The sequence below is a fragment of the Streptomyces sp. JNUCC 63 genome (assembly GCF_054366325.1).
In genome coordinates this window covers 5,219,041-5,236,834 of sequence record NZ_CM135963.1, presented here as the reverse complement: position 1 = coordinate 5,236,834, position 17,794 = coordinate 5,219,041, and the positions used below count along the sequence as shown (strand labels likewise).

Annotated in this window: 19 protein-coding genes; 15 read left to right on the top strand and 4 right to left on the bottom strand. The window is 70.5% G+C overall.

The features are described 5' to 3' along the window. The first annotated feature begins 5 nt into the window (after window positions 1-5). From ACX25U_RS24090 to ACX25U_RS24080, 3 genes are read left to right on the top strand one after another with little or no spacing between them, the layout of a single operon-like run. Window positions 6-548 carry a PadR family transcriptional regulator gene (locus tag ACX25U_RS24090; RefSeq protein WP_454383047.1) on the top strand — a complete coding sequence of 181 codons (543 nt, stop codon included), beginning with the start codon at window positions 6-8 and terminating at the stop codon, window positions 546-548. Continuing rightward, window positions 545-1,234 (top strand): ABC transporter ATP-binding protein, encoded by a 690-nt coding sequence (locus ACX25U_RS24085; RefSeq protein ID WP_454383045.1) that lies wholly within the window; start codon window positions 545-547, stop codon window positions 1,232-1,234. The genes ACX25U_RS24090 and ACX25U_RS24085 overlap by 4 nt, the downstream gene beginning before the upstream one ends. After that, window positions 1,231-2,586 (top strand): FtsX-like permease family protein, encoded by a 1,356-nt coding sequence (locus ACX25U_RS24080; protein WP_454383043.1) that lies wholly within the window; start codon window positions 1,231-1,233, stop codon window positions 2,584-2,586. The genes ACX25U_RS24085 and ACX25U_RS24080 overlap by 4 nt, the downstream gene beginning before the upstream one ends. A 51-nt stretch (window positions 2,587-2,637) precedes the next feature. Here the strand turns inward: ACX25U_RS24080 and ACX25U_RS24075 are convergent, their stop codons facing one another. From ACX25U_RS24075 to ACX25U_RS24065, 3 genes are all read right to left on the bottom strand, one after another. After that, on the bottom strand, window positions 2,638-3,024 hold the full coding sequence (locus ACX25U_RS24075; protein ID WP_454383041.1) for a VOC family protein: 387 nt from the start codon (window positions 3,022-3,024) through the stop codon (window positions 2,638-2,640). 300 nt (window positions 3,025-3,324) lie between these two features. Next, window positions 3,325-3,498, bottom strand: coding sequence for a DUF397 domain-containing protein (locus ACX25U_RS24070; RefSeq protein WP_454383039.1), 174 nt, complete (start codon window positions 3,496-3,498; stop codon window positions 3,325-3,327). A 2-nt stretch (window positions 3,499-3,500) separates the two neighbouring features. Further along, window positions 3,501-4,193, bottom strand: coding sequence for a DUF5753 domain-containing protein (locus ACX25U_RS24065; RefSeq protein ID WP_454383038.1), 693 nt, complete (start codon window positions 4,191-4,193; stop codon window positions 3,501-3,503). On the opposite strand from ACX25U_RS24065, the gene ACX25U_RS24060 reads away from it, so the two are divergent. Next, window positions 4,110-4,355 (top strand): ATP-binding protein, encoded by a 246-nt coding sequence (locus ACX25U_RS24060; protein ID WP_454394480.1) that lies wholly within the window; start codon window positions 4,110-4,112, stop codon window positions 4,353-4,355. The two genes, ACX25U_RS24065 and ACX25U_RS24060, sit on opposite strands and share 84 nt — an antisense overlap. Before the next feature lie 328 nt (window positions 4,356-4,683). Here the strand turns inward: ACX25U_RS24060 and ACX25U_RS24055 are convergent, their stop codons facing one another. Beyond that, window positions 4,684-5,220 (bottom strand): HNH endonuclease, encoded by a 537-nt coding sequence (locus ACX25U_RS24055; protein ID WP_141360845.1) that lies wholly within the window; start codon window positions 5,218-5,220, stop codon window positions 4,684-4,686. Window positions 5,221-5,533: 313 nt separating this feature from the next. Here ACX25U_RS24055 and ACX25U_RS24050 point away from each other — a divergent pair, with 313 nt between their 5' ends. The 11 genes from ACX25U_RS24050 to ACX25U_RS24000 all read left to right on the top strand — a co-directional run bounded on the left by ACX25U_RS24050 (window position 5,534) and on the right by ACX25U_RS24000 (window position 17,777). Next, window positions 5,534-6,643: a mechanosensitive ion channel family protein gene (locus ACX25U_RS24050; protein WP_454383037.1), complete on the top strand. Its 1,110-nt coding sequence runs from the start codon at window positions 5,534-5,536 to the stop codon at window positions 6,641-6,643. A gap of 204 nt (window positions 6,644-6,847) precedes the next feature. Then, entirely contained in the window at window positions 6,848-7,468 is a 621-nt protein-coding gene (locus ACX25U_RS24045) for a Uma2 family endonuclease (protein WP_454383035.1), read from the top strand. Window positions 7,469-7,633: 165 nt separating this feature from the next. Beyond that, window positions 7,634-8,965: an ROK family transcriptional regulator gene (locus ACX25U_RS24040; RefSeq protein WP_454383033.1), complete on the top strand. Its 1,332-nt coding sequence runs from the start codon at window positions 7,634-7,636 to the stop codon at window positions 8,963-8,965. 69 nt (window positions 8,966-9,034) lie between these two features. After that, window positions 9,035-10,372: an ABC transporter substrate-binding protein gene (locus ACX25U_RS24035; RefSeq protein ID WP_454383031.1), complete on the top strand. Its 1,338-nt coding sequence runs from the start codon at window positions 9,035-9,037 to the stop codon at window positions 10,370-10,372. A 6-nt stretch (window positions 10,373-10,378) separates the two neighbouring features. Next, entirely contained in the window at window positions 10,379-11,320 is a 942-nt protein-coding gene (locus ACX25U_RS24030) for a carbohydrate ABC transporter permease (protein WP_454383030.1), read from the top strand. 2 nt (window positions 11,321-11,322) lie between these two features. After that, a complete protein-coding gene (locus ACX25U_RS24025) occupies window positions 11,323-12,216 on the top strand; it encodes a carbohydrate ABC transporter permease (RefSeq protein ID WP_454383029.1) in 894 nt (297 codons plus the stop codon). Between the two features lie 4 nt (window positions 12,217-12,220). Then, the gene (locus ACX25U_RS24020) at window positions 12,221-13,486 is read left to right on the top strand and encodes a 6-phospho-beta-glucosidase (protein WP_454383027.1); all 1,266 of its coding nucleotides are present in this window, start codon (window positions 12,221-12,223) and stop codon (window positions 13,484-13,486) included. Further along, window positions 13,477-14,448 carry an N-acetylglucosamine kinase gene (locus ACX25U_RS24015; protein WP_454383025.1) on the top strand — a complete coding sequence of 324 codons (972 nt, stop codon included), beginning with the start codon at window positions 13,477-13,479 and terminating at the stop codon, window positions 14,446-14,448. The genes ACX25U_RS24020 and ACX25U_RS24015 overlap by 10 nt, the downstream gene beginning before the upstream one ends. A gap of 91 nt (window positions 14,449-14,539) precedes the next feature. After that, window positions 14,540-14,986 (top strand): hypothetical protein, encoded by a 447-nt coding sequence (locus ACX25U_RS24010; protein WP_454383024.1) that lies wholly within the window; start codon window positions 14,540-14,542, stop codon window positions 14,984-14,986. A 344-nt stretch (window positions 14,987-15,330) separates the two neighbouring features. Next, window positions 15,331-16,746, top strand: coding sequence for a hypothetical protein (locus ACX25U_RS24005; protein WP_454383023.1), 1,416 nt, complete (start codon window positions 15,331-15,333; stop codon window positions 16,744-16,746). Window positions 16,747-16,760: 14 nt separating this feature from the next. Then, entirely contained in the window at window positions 16,761-17,777 is a 1,017-nt protein-coding gene (locus tag ACX25U_RS24000; protein ID WP_454383022.1) for a glutamate ABC transporter substrate-binding protein, read from the top strand. The last annotated feature ends 17 nt before the right edge of the window (window positions 17,778-17,794 follow it).

Here is a 17,794-nt window from a genome sequence, read left to right as displayed (position 1 = left end):
GCGCCATGAGCACCCGTCACATCCTGCTGGGCCTGCTCGCCGGAGGGCCGAGCCACGGCTACGACCTCAAGCGGCGCCACGACGAGCACTTCCCGCAGGCCCGTCCGCTGGCCTACGGGCAGGTCTACACGACCCTGCAGCGGCTGGTCCGGGACGGCCTGGCGGAGGTGGAGGGCACCGACTCCGACGGCGGGCCGGAGCGGACGCTGTACCGCCTCACCGCGGAGGGTTCCCGGGAGGTGGCCACGTGGGCCGGGCAGGTCACGTCTCCCGCGCCCTTCGTGACGAACGAGATCTTCGCCAAGGTCGTCGTCGCGATCCTCACCGGTGGCGACCCGGCCGCCCACCTGCTCGCACAGCGCGCCGCGCACATGGAGCGGATGCGGGAGCTGACGGCGCTCAAGACCGCCCCGGGCGCCGATCTGGCGACCGTGCTCTCGGCGGACTACGCCCTCAACCACCTCGACGCCGACCTGCGCTGGATGACCACCACGCAGGCCCGGCTCACCACTTTGACCGCTCAGACCGTGGAGGTCGACCGATCATGAGCAACCGTCCGGCGCCCCTTCTGGTGGCCCGAGACCTCGTCAAGTCCCATGGCAGGACGCCGGCGCTGCGCGGGGCCGGCGTCGAGTTGGGCGAGGGCGAGATCGTCGCCGTGACCGGCGCGAGCGGCAGCGGGAAGTCCACGCTGCTGCACTGCCTGGCGGGCATCGTCCGGCCGGACGGGGGCTCGGTGACGTACGACGGGGAGCGCGTCGACACGCTGCCGGAGCACCGCCTGAGCGAGCTGCGCCGGACCGACTTCGGCGTGGTGTTCCAGTTCGGGCAGCTGATCCCCGAGCTGACGGCCGTGGACAACGTCGCGCTGCCGCTGATGCTGGCCGGGACCGCGCGGGGGGCGGCCCAGGAGCGGGCGGGGGCGTGGCTGGAGCGGTTCGGTGTGCGGGAGCAGGGAGCCTTGAGACCCGGGGAGTTGAGCGGGGGTCAGGCACAACGCGTGGCGCTTGCAAGGGCGCTGGTGACCGGCCCGAGGGTGGTGTTCGCGGACGAGCCGACGGGGGCGCTGGACTCGCTGGCGAGCGAGCAGGTGATGACGGCCCTGGTGGGGGCCGCCCGGGAGACGGGCACGGCGGTGCTGCTGATCACGCACGACGCCCAGATGGCGGCGTACGCCGACCGCGAGGTACGGCTGCAGGACGGCGTGACGGTCGAGCTGGGGGTGCCCGCGTGAGGACCGATCTGCGGCTGGCCTGGCTGCTCGTACGGGGCTCGGACCGGCAGGAATGGTGGCGGATCGCGCTCACGGCGGCGGGAGCGATGTGCGCGACGGGGCTCGGCCTCGCGGCCGCCGTCCTGGCTTCGGTGCACGGGCAGTACTCCTTCTCCTTCGGCAACGGCCTGCTCGACCGACCCGGCGAGCGCTCCGGGGTGATCGTCACGCTGCTGCTCCTGTTGGTCCCGGTACTCGGGTTCCTCGGGCAGTGCGCCCGGATCGGCGCGGTGCACCGCGACCGGCGGACGGCCGTGCTGCGGCTGGCGGGTGCGGAGCCGGGCCGGGTGCGGCGGATCGCGGCGCTGGAGACCGGGCTGGCCTGCCTGCTGGGCTCGGTACTCGCCACCGCCGGGTCGGCGGCGGTGCTGACGGCCGTGTGGGAGCAGCCGACCGCGTCGGCCTGGGCGGGGATCGCGCTGGTCGCGGTGTGCGTGCCGGTGCTGGGCACGGCGGCCGGGGTGCTGGCGCTGCGCCGGGTGGTGGCGTCGCCACTGGGGTGGGTGCGGCGGACCCGCGCGAGGTCGGGGCGGGGTCCGGGCCTGCTGTTCGTGGGCGGGCTGCTGATCGTGGGCGTGGCCGCGCTGGGGGCTGTGACCGGTGCTTCCACGGGCGCCTCCCACAGAGACAGCGGGACCGGCCCGCTCATCGTGTGTGCGGCGGTGCTGGCCGTCGGCGCGGGCGCGGTGTGGCTCACGGGCGCCCTGTCCCGGCTGACCGGTCGGCTGCTCGCGCCCCGGACCGGCTCCCCCGCGGTGCTGATCGCGGCGGAGCGGCTGCGGGACGACCCGTGGGCGGCGGCCCGTACGCATGCGGCGGTGCTGCTGGTGACGGTGGTCGGGACCGGGTTCATGGGAGTACGGCAGGCGCTGCTCGCCGAACTGGAAACCGCGGACGACACGCACGGTTTCGCCGCGGACGCCTCCTTCTACACGACAGGCCTGAACCTCACGGCCGCGGCCATCGTCCTCGCCCTCGCGATCGTCCTCACGGCGCTCGCCGTCGGCACCGCCGAGTCCGTCGCCACTCGCCGCCGGGGTCTGGCCGCGCAGGTGGCCGCCGGAGTACCGCAACGGGTGCTCGCCCGGGCCCTGCTGCTGGAGACCGCCCTGCCACTGGCCCCGGCCGTCCTCGTGGCAGGCACGGGCGGCCTGGCGATCGGCGTCTGGTACGGACACCTCGTCGCCGGGACCGTGCCGTACACGGCCCTCCTGGTCCCGGCCGGCGTGTACGCCACCTGCCTGCTGGCCACAGCCGCCTCGCTGCCGCTGCTACGGCGCTCGGTGCGCCCGGCGGAGCTGCGGTACGTGTGAACGACCGGTCCCGGGGGCCGAGGGAACCTCGGGACCGGAGCAGCCGCCGGCTCAGTCCCCGCCGCTCCCGTACGGCCTCGTCAGGATTTCCATGTTGTGACCGTCCGGATCGTCGAAGTACGCCCCTCGGCCCCCGTCGTTGTGGTTGATCTCGCCGGGGTGCCGGTGGTGCGGGTCCGCCCAGTACGGCAGGCCCGCGGTCCGGATACGGGCGAAGATCGCGTCGAAGTCGTCCTCGGAGACCAGGAACGCGTAGTGCTGCTGGTGTATCGGCTCGGTGGTCTCCATGTAGTCCATCGTCACGCCGTTCGCAACCTGCACCGGGGTGAACGGGCCGAACGGCGGTGCCACCTCGAGCCCCAGCAGCTCCGCGAGGAACCGCGCGGACCGCTCTTTGTCGTGTGCGGCGACGATCGTGTGGTTGAGCTCTACAGCCATGGGTCGGCCCTCCTGCCCCCATAGGTGCCACGACCACTTCCTACGGTAGGCAGCCGCGCGGGCTCACGCCATCGGCCTGTCGGCCTTTCCGGCTCCGACCGGCGGCTGAGGCACGAAGCCCGGGCGACCGTGACCCGCGGCTCCGGTCAAGTGACTGTGAGGTCCGCCCGACATCCTGCGTGATCAGCTCGGCGAGCTCGTCGCGGTGAGCGTCCAGCAGCACGCAGAACTTGAACAAGACCTGAGAGGGCGGTTCAACTGGGGCCGGTTGCGCAAGGCGACCTGCCCCAGCGCCTCGCGTCACTTCGACGACGCCGTGAACTCCGTCCAGGCTTCCGGGGTGAGGCGGAGTATCGGGCCGTCGGGGGTCTTGGAGTCGCGGAGGGCCATCGTGTGGGGGACGTCGCGGGCGACCTCGACGCATTCGCCGTCCACCGTGTTGTAGCTGGATCTTTCGAAGGCGAACTCGGACACGTTCACACTTCCTTGCGCACGTCGTGGACGAGAGCGATGGAGTCACACGGAGCCAGGCCGAGGCGGGACGTGCGGTCGAACAACACACCGTATGTTTTGCTCTCAACGTCGTTCTCCACCCGGGCCATGCCCCTGTTGGTGTCACTCTGGACCACGTCAAGGGCATCGCCCTCCGTGAAGGAGATGATGCTGAACGGACCCGTGATGCAGGGATGTGCGCCGGCTCGGAACGGGAGCACTTGCAGGCGTACGTTCGGCAACTCCTCGAGTTCCAGCAGGCGTTCGAGCTGAGCACGCATGGCGTCGGGACCGCCGACCTTCTGTCGTAGTGCGGCCTCCCAGATCACCGCGTGAAGCTGGAGAGGGCGTTCGCCCAGCAGTCGCTCCTGGCGCTTCTGCTTGACCCCGACCCAGCGCTCGATCTCGTCGGGGTCCTCCCAACTTCCCTCGGCGACCGCCGGAACCCGCGTGTACTCAGGGATCCTGAACAGCCCTGGCACCAGTGAGGACTGCCAGTTGCGGATGCGGGCGGCACCATCCTCCACGAGGACAAGCTCGACTGCACCCCCGTCCCCCGCAGCGTCGCCCTCGCCCGCCGTCGCGCCGCACGCCTGGTCACCGAGTGGGGATATCCGCACCTCGCCGGAGACGTCGCCCTCGTCGCCTCCGAGCTGATGACCAACGCCCTGCTGCACGGGAGCCTGCGGGACCGGCTCATCCGCGTACGACTGGCCGTCACCGCCACCACCCTCCGCGTCGAGGTCGACGACCCCCGCGGCGAGCGGCTGCCGTGCCCGCGGGACGCGACCGACGAGGAGCAGTTCGGGCGCGGGCTGACGATCGTCGCCGGCGGCTGACCGGCACTGGGAGCCGTTCCAGGACGATCTGCTGGACGGACTCCCGAAAGCAGCTCGCGCCGAGACGGAGCGGCCGGCCGATGAAATCGCCGTACGGGAATCCATGGTCTTTCTGGAGGGCGCCGCCCATACCGGCCTCGGCCCCGGCGTCCGCACCGAGACGCGTGGGCTGCTCTGCTCACCCGCCTGACCGATGTGCGCGGCGAGAGGATCGTCGTGGTCCAGGTGAGCTGGTTCGGCTGAGGCCGAGCGTGACGCCTGCCTGCGTACACGTACAGGACGCGGATCGGGCGTCACGCCCGTCGGCCCATGCGAAGGCCCGGAATCGTCAGGCGGAGATGCCGTCGATCCGGGCCAGGGCGTCGTCCGCGCCGTACGGCTGCAAGTAGGGCAGCCAGCGCGGGTCCCTATGGCCGGTGCCGATGATGCGCCAGGCCAGGCCCGTGGGCGGGGCCGGCTTGTGGCGCAGGCGCCAGCCGAGCTCGACCAGGTGGCGGTCGGCCTTGACGTGGTTGCAGCGGCGGCAGGAGGCCACCACGTTGTCCCAGACGTGCTTGCCCCCGCGCGAGCGCGGGATGACGTGGTCGACGCTGGTTGCGATGCCACCGCAGTACATGCACCGGCCCCCGTCGCGGGCGAAGAGCGCTCGCCTGGTCAGAGGAACGGGCCCCCGGTAGGGAACCCGCACGAAACGCTTGAGCCGGACCACGCTGGGTGCGGGGACGGTGACGGTTGCACTGTGCAGATAGGCGCCGGACTCCTCGAGGCAGACTGCCTTGTTCTCGAGGACGAGCACGAGCGCGCGGCGGAGCGGTACGACGCCGAGGGGCTCGTACGACGCGTTGAGGACCAGGACATGCGGCACGGATGCCTCCTTGTACGCCGGCGGCGCGTGGCTCGCGCCGGGGCTGCCTTGAGCCAGTTTCCCCTCATGCCTGGTGAACGCGCCACCATGTCCCGGTAACGGGCTGGAAGTGTTTTCGACCACACCGGGTTCATCCCCAGGACCGCGGTCCCTTCACACGGCCTGATCAGAGGCCGGTGGGCACCCTCCCCTCGCCGGCCCTCCTCGGAACTTCGCACCGATCCACACACCGTGCCCCGTTAGTGTGGTGGTTCTGCCCGTCCGGTGACCTCTTCGTGACCCAGACGATATTGACCCCTGTGCCGGAGGGCGGATGCACCTGGAGGTACCTGCCGTGTCCTTGTCCGCCGTCCTGCTGGCCGCCGGTCCGTCGCCGTCGCCGTCCGAGACACCGGCCCTGACGGTCCCCACGCTCCAGGACGCCCATGAGAGCGCGACGAACGCCGCCAGCTGGGTCGAGCAGAACTGGTCCACGTGGCTGGCGATCGGCCTGAGGGTCCTGCTGATCCTGGTGATCGCGGCGGTGCTGAGAAGCGTGGTCCGGCGGGCGATCACCAAGCTCATCGACCGTATGAGCCGTACGGTCCAGGCGGTGGACGGCACCGCGCTGGGCGGGCTGCTGGTCAACGCCGAGCGCCGCCGGCAGCGCTCCCAGGCGATCGGCTCGGTGCTGCGCTCGGTGGCGAGCTTCCTGATCATGGGCACGGCGGCCCTGATGGTGCTGGCCACCTTCGAGATCAACCTGGCCCCGCTGCTGGCCTCGGCCGGTGTGGCCGGTGTGGCGATCGGTTTCGGCGCCCGCAACCTGGTCACCGACTTCCTCTCCGGCGTGTTCATGATCCTGGAGGACCAGTACGGCGTCGGCGACACGATCGACGCGGGCGTGGCCTCCGGCGAGGTGATCGAGGTCGGCCTGCGCGTGACGAAACTGCGCGGCGCCAACGGCGAGATCTGGTACGTCCGCAACGGCGAGGTCAAGCGCATCGGCAACCTCTCCCAGGGCTGGGCGACGGCTGGCGTCGACGTCACCGTCAAGGCGGACGAGGACCTGGACAGGGTGAAGGCCACCCTCGACGAGGTCGCCGAGAGGATGAGCAAGGAGGAGCCCTGGAACGAGCTCCTGTGGAGCCCGATCGAGGTGCTCGGCCTGGACAGCGTGCTGATCGACTCGATGGTCGTCCGCGTTTCGGCCAAGACCATGCCGGGCAAGTCGGTGACCGTGGAGCGCGAGCTGCGCTGGCGCATCAAGCGCGCCTTCGACGCGGCCGACATCCCCATCGTCGGCGGCGCGACCGCCCCGGCGGAGGAGACCCCGGCCTCCGACCCCACGGCCGGCATGGCGGCCCCCTCGGCCTTCGCCAGCACCAGCTCCCCGCAGTCACTGGCCGCCTCGCCGATACCGCCGCAGTCGATGGCGAAGTAGCTCTTCAGGCATACGGCAAGGGCGGCGTCCGGGAAGCCCGGGCGCCGCCTTTCGCGTGCGCAGGGGGGACGGAACGGTTCAGCACACTCGTTCGAGTGAATGTGTGCGCATCGTGGCGCAGCGGGTGAGCACCGTACGCCATGTTTCCGCCGGGGCACCCTGCGTGGGCGTAGCCTGACACCAGCGCGACAAGGAGATCCAGCGATGAGCGCCGCACCCATCATGGAGCCGGTCATGACGCAGCAGGACCCCATCGATCTGTTGATCGCGATCGAGAAGGCGTCCGTGGCGCCGATTCGACCCGAGTACGTCGAGGGGACGGCCATCGCGCCACCGCAACCGGACTACAACCACAGCAAGCGCGCCGTCAGGCTCATGGTTCAGCTCCACGTCGCCGGGTTCGAGCTCGCCGGCACGGGCATGGGCTTCCGTGCCGCGCATCAGAGCGGTGGCACGAAGACCTTGGTCGTTCCCGACTTCTACGTCCTGCACCGTGAGCCGACCGAGTTCGACGAGTCGTATCGCAAGACCCACAAGGGTTGGTACCCCCTCGACATGATCGCCCTGATCGGCGAAGTCACCTCGACCAATCATGAGACGGACACCGGTCCCAAGCTCCGCACCTACGCCGCCGCCGGCATCCCCGTCTACGTCCTGGTCAACCGCGACACCAGGGCAGCGCACTGCTACACCACCCCCGTCCTCCCCGGCGACGACCCCACCAGGGCGTACTACGACGACGAGACCAAGGCCGACCTCGGCGAGCCGCTCCCCCTCCCGGCCCCGTACCCCACGCTGGACACAGCCCCGTTCCTCGAGGACTGAACCAGGCCCCGACCCGCACACCCGCCCCCGCAGGTAACGACTCCGTTGCCTCGGGGGCGTCGTCTCTTGACGTCCGGTTCGCGCCGGGACTACGTTCCTCCCACCCGATAGGAAACCTTCCTAACAATGAGGGACCGGGCAGCCGAAGGGCAGGTGTCGAGACGCATGGCAGGAACCGCCGGTACGCCGGGCACCCCGCGCGTCCTGCGCGCCATGAACGACCGTGCCGCCCTCGACCTGCTGCTGGAGCACGGGCCGCTGTCGCGCACCCGGATCGGCAAGCTCACCGGTCTGTCCAAGCCGACCGCCTCCCAGCTGCTGGCCCGTCTGGAGGCCGCCGGGCTGGTCCTCGCCACGGGGACGAGCGAGGGACGCCCGGGACCCAGCGCCCAGCTGTACGCCGTCAATCCGGCCGCCGCGTACGCCGCCGGGCTGGACGTCACCCCCGACCGCATCCGCGCCGCCGTCGCCGACATCGCCGGCCGCACGGTCGGCGAGTACGAGCTGCCCACCCCCGGCCGGCGCCCGGCCTCCCCCAAGCTCTCGGCTTCTCCCCCAAGCTCTCGGCTTCTCCCCCAAGCTCTCGGCTTCGCTCGAGCGGGGGGGACCCCCATGAGCGGGGGGGACCCCCATGAGCAGGGGAGACCCCCATCGCCCGTCGTACGGCAGGTCACCGACGCTCTCGGCGGCGCGGTGAAGGCGGCGGGGCTGGCCTGCGACGACGTCCACCGGCTGGTGATCGGCACCCCCGGCGCCTTCGACCCGGGCACCGGCCGTCTGCGCTACGCCTCCCACCTGCCCGGCTGGCACTCCCCCACCCTGCTCGACGAACTCGCCGCCGCCCTGCCGATGCCGGTGGAGTACGAGAACGACGTCAACCTCGTCGCCATGGCCGAACAGCGGCTCGGCGCGGCCCGAGGCCACCAGGACTTCGTACTGCTGTGGAACCAGGAGGGCCTCGGCGCCGCCCTGGTCCTCGGCGGCCGGCTGCACCGCGGCTGGACCGGCGGCGCCGGCGAGGTCGGCTTCCTGCCGGTGCCCGGCACTCCCCTGGTCCGCAAGGTGACCCGGGCCAACAGCGGCGGCTACCAGGAGCTGGCCGGATCGCAGGCGCTGCCGAAGCTGGCCCGGGAGCTCGGCGTCGAGGACCTGCCCACGGGACCGTACGCCGAGGCCGCCGCCGAACTCGTCGCCCGCGCCGCCGACCACGCCACCGGCCCCCACCGCACGTTCCTGACGACGTACGCGACCCGGCTCGCGACCGGGCTCGCCTCGCTCGTCTCCGTCCTCGACCCCGAACTCGTCGTCCTCAGCGGCACCTCGCTCACCGCCGGCGGCGAGGTGCTCCGCGCCCTGGTCCAGGCCGAACTGGAGGAGCTGGCCGCCTCCCGGCCGCGCCTGGTCGTCGGCGACGTCCGCGAACATCCCGTGTTGCGCGGCGCGTTGGAGAGCGCGCTCGCCACCACCCGCGACGAGGTGTTCGACACCTCGCGCTGAGCGTCCGACCGTCGTACCCGCCCCCGCAACCCCCTCTCACCGCCCCGCCCGTCCCAGGGAGATCCAGCCATGCCCGAAGTGTCCCGGAAAGCGGCCCTCGCCCTCGCCGCCTCGGCCTCCATAGCGCTGCTGGCCACCGCCTGCACCGGCCAGTCGAACTCCGGCGCGAACGACGACGCGTCGAAGGACACGACCCTCAACTTCTGGCACGCCTGGAGCGCGCCGAGCGAGGTCAAGGCCGTAAAGTCGCTGATCGCCGGCTTCGAGAAGGCGCACCCCAACATCCACGTCAACGTCGTCGGCAACATGACCGACGACAAGATCAACCAGGCGCTGCGCGCCGGCGGCGACAAGGCGCCCGACGTGATCTCCTCCTTCACCACCAACAACGTCGGCAAGTTCTGCTCCTCCGGCGCGCTGGTCGATCTGGGCCCCTTCTTCGAGAAGTCGGACATCGACCCGGAGAAGACGTTCCCGAAGGCGATGAACGAGTACACCCAGTTCGACGGCAACCGCTGCACGGTGCCGCTGCTGGGCGACGCGTACGGCCTCTACTACAACAAGGACGCGTTCGCGAAGGCGGGCATCAAGAACCCTCCGAAGACCTGGTCGGAGTTCGAGGCCGCCGCCAAGAAGCTGACGATCACCCGGGGCGACGGCTACCAGCAGCTCGGCTTCATGCCGAACTACCACGGCTGGGAGACGACGACCGAGCACTACTTCGCGCAGTTCTCGCCGACGTACTTCGACTCCAGCGGCAAGTCGAACCTCGTCAAGGACCCCGCCTTCGAAAAGGGCTTCACTCTGCAGAAGCGGCTCGTCGACGAGCTCGGCGGCTACCGGAAGCTGGAGAAGTACCGCGCCACGCTCGGCGACGAGTGGGGCCCCAAGCACCCCTTCCACACCGGCCAGGTGGCCATGCAGCTCGACGGCGAGTGGCGCCTGGGAATGGCCGAGGAGGCCGAGCCGAAGTTCGAGATCGGCGTGGCCCCGCTGCCCGTCCCCGACGACCAGGCCGACCAGTACGGCAAGGGCTACATCACCGGCACCGTCGCCGGCATCGCCGCCACCGGCAAGAAGCAGAACGCGGCCTGGGAGCTGGTGAAGTACATGACCACCGACACCGACGCGGTGGTCGGCTTCGCCAACGACATCCACAACGTGCCCTCCACGCTGGCCGCGCTGAAGTCCCCGAAGCTGAAGTACGACCCGCGCTTCAAGACGTTCCTGGACATCGCCGCCAGCCCGGACTCGACCACGACCCCCGCCTCCGTCAACGGCGGCCAGTACCTGGTGACGATCCAGCAGTTCGGCTACGACTACGAGAGCGGCAAGGCGAAGGACCTCAAGACGGGCCTGGCCAGGACGGCCCAGCAGATCGACACGGACATCGCGCAGGCGGAGTAGGCGCGCATGGCTACCGTCACCCTGGCGTCCAAGCGCCGCCGTTCGGCGCTGAAGACCCTCGCCTTCATGTCGCCGTGGCTGATCGGCTTCGCGGTCTTCTTCGCGTACCCGCTGATCTCCACCGTCTACTTCTCGTTCATGCGCTACGACGGCTTCCAGCCGCCGAGGTGGAGCGGGGCGAAGAACTGGACGTACGTCTTCCAGCACTACCCGCTGTTCTGGCCGGCGCTGCGCAACACGCTGTGGCTGGTGCTGGTGACGGTCGGTCTGCGGGTGGTCTTCGGGCTCGGCGTGGGTCTGCTGATCACCAGGATCAAGACAGGCACGGGTGTCTTCCGCACCCTGTTCTACCTGCCCTACCTGGCCCCGCCGGTGGCGGCGACCATGGCCTTCGCCTTCCTGCTCAACCCCGGCACGGGTCCGGTCAACTCCCTCCTGGAGAAGAGCGGGATCCCGGCTCCCGGCTGGTTCAGCGACCCCACCTGGTCCAAGCCGGCCCTGACGATGCTCGCCCTGTGGGGCGTCGGCGACCTGATGGTCATCTTCATGGCCGCGCTGCTCGACGTCCCCACCGAGCAGTACGAGGCCGCGGAGCTGGACGGCGCCTCGCCCTGGCAGCGCTTCCGCTACGTGACCCTCCCGAACATCTCCCCGATCGTGATGTTCGCGGTGGTCACCGGGGTGATCCAGACGATGCAGTACTACACCCAGCCGCTGATCGCCGGAAAGGTCGCCTCGGGAGTGATCCAGGGCGCGGGTACCCAGTTCGAGCCCGGCTACCCGGACAAGTCCACGCTCACCCTCCCCCAGCTCGTGTACAACCTCGGCTTCCAGCGCTTCGAATACGGCTCGGCCTGCGTCGTCGCGCTGGTGCTGTTCGCCCTGTCGATGCTGTTCACCGCGTTCCTGATGCGGCGCCGGGGCGGTCTGATCCAGGCAGGTGACTGACGATGACCCAAGTGCTTGACAAGCCGGCCGGCCTGGGAGCGCCGGTCTCCCCCGCCGAGCGCGCGGCCCGCCGCCGGGCGGTCCTGGAGTGGATCGCGGTCCACTCCCTCGGCGTGGCGGCCGCCCTCTTCTTCACGCTCCCCTTCGTCTTCGTCCTCCTCACCTCGCTGATGAGCGACAGCCAGGCGCTCAGCCGCGACCTGGTCCCGCACACCTGGGAGTGGGGCAACTATCAGAAGGTCTTCGACACCCCGGGCTTCCTCACCTGGTGGAAGAACACGCTGATCTACGCCGGTCTCGGCACCGTCCTGACGGTCGCGTCCTCCATCCCGGTGGCGTACGCGCTCGCGAAGTTCCGCTTCCGGGGCCGCAACCTGTCACTCATGCTGGTGATCTCGATGATGATGCTGCCCCCGCAGGTGATCATCATCCCCATGTACCTGTTCTGGGCGAAGCAGCTGGGTCTGTCCGGCACGCTGTGGCCGCTGATCATCCCGATGGCGTTCGGCGACGCGTTCTCCGTCTTCCTGCTGCGGCAGTTCCTGATGACCATCCCGAACGAGTACCTGGACGCGGCGAGGGTGGACGGCTGCGGAGAGCTGCGCACCCTGCTCAGGGTCGTCCTCCCGATGGCCAAGCCGGGCATAGCGGCGGTCGCCCTCTTCCAGTTCTTCTACGCCTGGAACGACTACTTCGGCCCGCAGATCTACGCCTCGGAGAACCCGGGCGCGTGGACCCTGTCCTACGGCCTGGAGTCCTTCAAGGGCGCCCACCACACCGACTGGAACCTCACCATGGCCGCCACCGTGCTGGTCATGGCCCCCGTGATCCTCGTGTTCTTCTTCGCCCAGAAGGCGTTCGTCGAGGGCGTCACGCTCACCGGAGTAAAGGGTTGAATCCATGAAACTCACCGTGGTCGGCGGCGGCTCGACCTACACCCCCGAACTCATCGACGGCTTCGCACGCCTCAGGGACACCCTCCCCGTCGAGGAACTGGTCCTCGTCGACCCGGCGACGGACCGCCTGGAACTGGTCGGCGGCCTGGCCCGCCGCATCTTCACCCGTCAGGCCCACAACGGCCGTATCGTCACCACCTCCGACCTGGACAGGGCCGTCGACGGCGCGGACGCGGTCCTGCTCCAACTGCGTGTCGGCGGCCAGGCGGCCCGCCAGCAGGACGAGACCTGGCCCCTCGACTGCGGCTGCGTCGGCCAGGAAACGACGGGCGCCGGCGGCCTGGCCAAGGCGCTGCGCACGGTCCCGGTGGTCCTGGACATCGCCGACCGCGTACGCCGCGCCAACCCCGACGCCTGGATCATCGACTTCACCAATCCGGTCGGCATCGTCACCCGCGCCCTGCTCCAAGCGGGCCACAAGGCGGTCGGCCTGTGCAATGTGGCGATCGGCTTCCAGCGCAAGTTCGCCGCCGTGCTGGGCGTAGCCCCCACCGAGATCCACCTGGACCATGTGGGCCTGAACCACCTCACCTGGGAGACGGGGGTACGCCTGGGCGGCCCGGAAGGCGAGGACGTACTCCCCGAACTCCTGACCGACCACGGCGACACGATCGCCGACGACCTCCGCCTCCCCCGCCCCCTCCTGGACCGCCTGGGCGTGGTCCCCTCCTACTACCTGCGCTACTACTACACGCACGACAAAGTAGTGGAGGAAATGCGCACAAAACCCTCCCGAGCAGCCGAAGTGGCGGCAATGGAAAGCGAGTTGCTGACGATGTACGGCGATCCGGCCCTCGACGAGAAGCCGGCCCTCCTCGCCAAGCGCGGCGGCGCCTACTACTCGGAGGCGGCGGTGGACCTCGCCGCAGCGCTCCTGGGCGGAGGAGGAAGCCCGTACCAGGTGGTGAACACACACAACAACGGCACGTTCCCCTTCCTCCCCGACGACGCGGTGATCGAGGTACAGGCAGCAGTGGGTCCCAAGGGCGCGATCCCCCTTCCCATCAACCCCGTTGACCCCCTCTACGCAGGCCTGACGGCGAACGTGACGGCCTACGAGGACCTGGCCCTTCAGGCGGCCCTGCACGGTGGCCGGGACCGCGTCTTCCGCGCCCTGCTCTCCCACCCCCTCATCGGCCAGTACGAGTACGCCGAAACCCTCACCGACCAACTGATCGCGCACAACCGGGAGCACCTCGCGTGGGCCTGACCGCAAGCGTCCTCGCCATCGACGCGGGCAACAGCAAGACCGACGTAGCGGTCGTGGCGGCCGACGGAAACGTCCTCGCCACGGCCCGCGGCGGCGGATTCCGGCCGCCGGCCGTGGGTGTGAAAACGGCGGTGGACGCCCTGGCAGAAACGATCAGCCGGGCCTACGCGGCAGCGGGAGTCACCTCCGCCGACCACGTCTCGGCCTGCCTGGCCAACGCAGACCTGCCCATCGAGGAGCAACAGCTGGCGACCGCCCTGCACGCACGCGCGTGGGGCACGACGGTGGAGGTCCGCAACGACACGTTCGCGATCCTGCGCGCGGGCGTGGCCGAACCCCGCGGTGTCGCCGTCGTCTGCGGCGCCGGCATCAACTGCGTCGGCATGCGCCCGGACGGCCGCACGGCCCGCTTCCCCGCGCTCGGCCGCGTCTCCGGCGACTGGGGCGGCGGCTGGGGCCTGGCGGAGGAGGCCCTGTGGTACGCGGCCCGGGCGGAGGACGGCCGCGGCGAGGCCACCGCCCTGGCCCGCACCCTCCCCGCCCACTTCGGCCTGACCTCCATGTACGCCCTCATCGAGGCCCTCCACCTGAACCGCATCGACCACCACCGCCGCCACGAACTGGCCCCGGTCCTGTTCCGCACGGCCGCGGACGGCGACCCGATCGCCCGCACGATCATCGACCGCCTGGCGGACGAGGTGGTGACCATGGCCACCGTGGCCCTGACCCGCCTGGACCTCCTCGACGAGGAAACCCCGGTCCTCCTGGGCGGCAGCGTCCTGGCCGCTCGCCACCCCCAACTGGACGACACCATCCGCGACCTCCTGACCGTCCGAGCCCCGAAAGCCACGCCCCAAGTGGTCACGGCGAGCCCGGTCCTGGGCGCGGCCCTCCTGGGCCTGGACCACGTGGGAGCCTCCGCACGGGCACAGGAAACACTGCGGTCCCATTTCGACCAGTGAAGACCATCACCCCCAACAGGCTTGGTGACGACGAGCTCTCGCACCTGTCGTCGACCGCACGAGCAGAGCGACTGCCGGGGGAACGGTTGACGTGACGGTCACCTGGCGCAGCGCCATCTCCTACGCGCTCACCGTCGTACTCCTGTCCTGGCTGACCGGGGCGCTTGTCGACCTGGCATGGTATGCCGCCTCCGCCGACCTTCGGGGCTGGGTCTCCTTCTGGCTGAAGGACCCTTGGAACGCGGCCTTCCCGACCGCCGCCGCAACGTCCTTGACGCCGGCCCGACGCCTGCTGCCCGCGCTGCCACGCCGGCGTGCGGTCCTGGTCGGCGGATCCATCCACCTGGCGGTACTCCTGCTCTGCTCGGGCCGCTCGTCCTGGACCGCCGGCGACGAGGCCCCGGCCGACTCGGCGTTCGTCATGGCGGCCTTCGCCATGCTCACGCTCCAACTCCCCGCGGCATGGCTGCTGTGCGCATGGCGAACGGGCCGCCTGGAGGTGGTTCTCACCCGTCCCGGCTCGGCCGCGCTGCGCTGAGCACGACGATCCGCACCCCCACAACCCGCGGCCGCACGACGGCGGAAGCGGGCCGTGGGGGTGCGTCCGCAGCTCGCCGCATACTTCGTCTCCGCCCAGTTCAACCGTGGAAGCCCACAGCAGTACGCCCGTGCGCGGCGGGCTGGACGCACCCCCAACGCACCCGTAGGCGCACCGGCACCACCGCCGGAGGCCACGGCCCCGACCCGCCGGCCGAACGCGCAACACCAGCCCGGGGGAACCGAACCGATTCCCCCGACGTATTCATGGGCAAGGGGTGGTGCGAAGCATCTCCGCTGCGGCAGCGATACTTGCGGTGACGGATGACCATGGGGGAGGTCACAGTGACACACCCGCCGACAAGCACGGCACCACCGGCTCCGGGCCTGCCCGCCTCCACCTTGCCCGCGGTCCCACCTCAACCCACGCCCCCACGCCGCACCGCCCTGGCAGAAGGCGCGGAGCGCCTCCGCCACGCCGCCACCACGGAGCCCGGCCGCCTCCGCATCATCGGCGCCGTCGTGGCCCTCCTCGTCGTGGCCTTCGGCGCCGTCACCGCCCTGCAGACCACCAACCGCGCCACGGCCGCCGACGACGTCCTCCACCGCAGCCAGCCCCTCAGCTCCGACGCCGCGGACATCTACCGCTCCCTCGCCGACGCCAACACCATGGCCACCAGCGGCTACCTGGCCGGCCTGCAGGAGACGACGGCCACCCGCGAGCGCTACGAGTCCGACATCCGCACGGCCGCCGCCAAACTCGTCACCGCCGCCGCCAACTCCGCCCCCGGCTCCCCCTCCGCCGCCACCATCACCGAGCTCAACGAGCTCCTGCCCCGCTACAAGGGCCTGGTGGAGGCCGCCCGCGCCAACAACCGCCAGGGCTTCCCGGTCGGCGGCGCCTACCTGCGCACCGCCAACGACACGATGCAGAACGAGATGCTCCCGGCGGCCGAGGACCTGTACCAGAAGGAGAACCAGCGGCTGAGCGCCGACTACGCGGACGCGACCCCGTACCCATGGGCCGCGATCGCCCTCGGCGCCGTCGCCCTCGCGGCCCTCGCCTGGGTCCAGCGGCGCAACTACCTGCGTACGAACCGGGTGCTGAACCACGGCCTGGTGGCCGCCACCGCCGCCACCACCGTCGTCCTGCTGTGGCTGGTGATCGGCCACAGCGTCGCGCGCGCGGGCCTGAACGGCTCCCACACCCACGGCGTGCGCTCGCTGAGCGTGCTGCACGACGCCCGTATCGCCTCCCTCAAGGCCCGCAGCGACGAGAACCTGACCCTCGTCAGCCGCGGCGCGGAGACCAGGACGCTGAAGGACGGCACGGTCATGGACGCCTACGACTGGGCGTACGACCAGGAGATCGACAGGCTGGCGAAGACCCTGGCCCGCGCCGACCGCCTGGCCGACGACGCCTCGGGCCGCAAGCCCGTACAAGTGGCGAACGAGTCGATGAAGGTCTGGAAGTCCCGGCACGAACTGGCCCGCCGGGCCAACGACTCCGGCGACTACCAGAAGGCACGGGACCGGGTCATCGGCACCAGGGCCGAGGACCAGTCGACAGGCGAGTGCTTCGACAACGTCGACACCTCACTGGCGTCGGCGCTCACCCACGAGACGAACGAGTTCAAGCAGGCCGCCCGCGCCGGCCTGACCGCGATGACCGGCCTGCCCGTCGGCTCCGCGGTGCTCGCGGTCCTCGGCGCGGCCGGAGCGGTGCTCGGCATCGGACGCAGACTGTCGGAGTACCGGTGAGAGGGGGCGTGACGATGCGAGCACGACGCCTGCGGGCCGGTCTGAAGGGCTGGGGAGGCGTGGGGGCGATGGCAGCCGTCTGCGCCTTGGCGCTGACGCTGGTCCTGCTCCTGCCACGCACTCAGCCGCACGCGACGAACGACCCCGCCCCCAGCGGCCGGAGGACGGCCCACGGCACCCAGGCCAAGGCGGACACCTGCAAGGACAGCGAGGCCCACGACCAGAGCCTGTCCCCGTCGAGCGCGGACGGCCCCGCCCTCAGCGCCATCAGATCGCGCGGGTACCTGTCGGTGGGCGTCGACCAGAACAGCTACCGCTGGGGCTACCGCAACCCGAACAACTCCACCGGCGAGCTGGAGGGCTTCGACATCGACCTGGCGCACCGCATCGCCAAGGACATCCTCGGCGACGAGAACAAGGTCCAGTTCAAGGCCATCCCCACCAACGAGCGCATCCCCGCGATCAGAAGCGGCCGCGTGGACATGGTGGTGCGCACCATGACGATCACGTGCGACCGCCTGAAGCAGGTGGCGTTCTCCGCGCCGTACTTCCTGACCGGTCAGCAGGTCCTGGCCCCGAAGACGTCGAAGATCACCGGGTACGACACCTCCCTGGACGGCCGGAAGGTCTGCTCGGCGACGGGATCCACGGCCTACGACCACCTGTCCGCCGACAAGAAGAACGGCAGGCTCCCCGCCTCCACCGACATCACCACCACCGTCCCCAACCAGCTGGACTGCCTGGTGAGGCTGCAACTCGGCGAGGTGGACGCGGTGGTGACGGACGGCGCGCTCGCCGCCAGCCAGGCCGCGCAGGACCCCTCGGTGGCACTGAAGGGCACGAGCTTCACCAAGGAGTTCTACGGTGTGGCGATGAAGCTGGGCGCCGACGACCTGGTGCGTCAGGTCAACCGAATACTGGAGAACTACCGCAAGGACGGGGGCTGGAAGGCGTCGTACGACAAGTGGCTGTCCGCCACGCTGGGTAAGGAATCGTCGTCGGCGACCCCGCCGACGGCGAGCTACCGGTGACAGACGGAACACGAACG

What these genes read in the sequence shown, in the direction of transcription:
- ACX25U_RS24090 (WP_454383047.1), top strand. Translation starts at nt 6, where the DNA reads ATGAGCACCCGTCACATCCTGCTGGGCCTGCTCGCCGGAGGGCCGAGC.
- ACX25U_RS24085 (WP_454383045.1), top strand. Translation starts at nt 545, where the DNA reads ATGAGCAACCGTCCGGCGCCCCTTCTGGTGGCCCGAGACCTCGTCAAG.
- ACX25U_RS24075 (WP_454383041.1), bottom strand. Translation starts at nt 3,024, where the DNA reads ATGGCTGTAGAGCTCAACCACACGATCGTCGCCGCACACGACAAAGAG.
- ACX25U_RS24050 (WP_454383037.1), top strand. Translation starts at nt 5,534, where the DNA reads ATGCACCTGGAGGTACCTGCCGTGTCCTTGTCCGCCGTCCTGCTGGCC.
- ACX25U_RS24045 (WP_454383035.1), top strand. Translation starts at nt 6,848, where the DNA reads ATGAGCGCCGCACCCATCATGGAGCCGGTCATGACGCAGCAGGACCCC.
- ACX25U_RS24040 (WP_454383033.1), top strand. Translation starts at nt 7,634, where the DNA reads ATGGCAGGAACCGCCGGTACGCCGGGCACCCCGCGCGTCCTGCGCGCC.
- ACX25U_RS24035 (WP_454383031.1), top strand. Translation starts at nt 9,035, where the DNA reads ATGCCCGAAGTGTCCCGGAAAGCGGCCCTCGCCCTCGCCGCCTCGGCC.
- ACX25U_RS24030 (WP_454383030.1), top strand. Translation starts at nt 10,379, where the DNA reads ATGGCTACCGTCACCCTGGCGTCCAAGCGCCGCCGTTCGGCGCTGAAG.
- ACX25U_RS24025 (WP_454383029.1), top strand. Translation starts at nt 11,323, where the DNA reads ATGACCCAAGTGCTTGACAAGCCGGCCGGCCTGGGAGCGCCGGTCTCC.
- ACX25U_RS24020 (WP_454383027.1), top strand. Translation starts at nt 12,221, where the DNA reads ATGAAACTCACCGTGGTCGGCGGCGGCTCGACCTACACCCCCGAACTC.
- ACX25U_RS24000 (WP_454383022.1), top strand. Translation starts at nt 16,761, where the DNA reads ATGCGAGCACGACGCCTGCGGGCCGGTCTGAAGGGCTGGGGAGGCGTG.